Source organism: Mesorhizobium sp. M00.F.Ca.ET.216.01.1.1, assembly GCF_004010325.2.
GTDB lineage: Bacteria > Pseudomonadota > Alphaproteobacteria > Rhizobiales > Rhizobiaceae > Mesorhizobium.
Genome location: NZ_SADR02000108.1, coordinates 1 through 503 on the forward strand (window position 1 = coordinate 1; position 503 = coordinate 503).

1 protein-coding gene is annotated in these 503 nt (G+C 64.6%); it reads right to left on the reverse strand.

The annotated features are described in order from the left end of the window. Positions 1-160 precede the first annotated feature (160 nt). On the reverse strand, positions 161-503 hold a 343-nt coding region (locus tag EN859_RS35255; protein WP_189502478.1), incomplete at its 5' end, for a hypothetical protein.

The window sequence follows — 503 nt, forward strand, 5'->3', positions numbered from 1 at the left end:
GTTGAGGCTGACCTTCCCGGCGGCGGATCGCCGCAACGGCTTAGAAGGCTGTGGAAGGGGCTTGCTTGTCATTTGCCGACAGATGCCATGCGGCGCGACGCATGCGCAACCTTCGGGTGAAGTGAGATGGATTTTTGGAGACCGGTCCGCGCCGCGAAGATCATTGATCCTTCGGCGCGCTCAGCCGTCGATAGGGGACGCCGTCGAATGTTGCCGCCACGAAGCTCTTGACCGACATCTTGCGCTTGCGCCCGTCGCTGCAGGCATAGACCGGCCAGCCGGCTTCGCTGCATTCGCTGGCCGTGCAGATATGGGTAAGGCAGTTGCCGGCGGTCAGCCGGAAGCCGCCCTTTCCGGCGAAGCCCTGCAGCAGGCTGCCGTCCGCTGCCCGCCATGTCCGTTGCTGGAATTCAGGCCGCAGCTGAAGAGGTTCGAGCGGTGCGGCGAGATTGGCCGTGCCGGTCACACCGGTGAGCAACAGACGATAGCGCGCCATGCCGGTC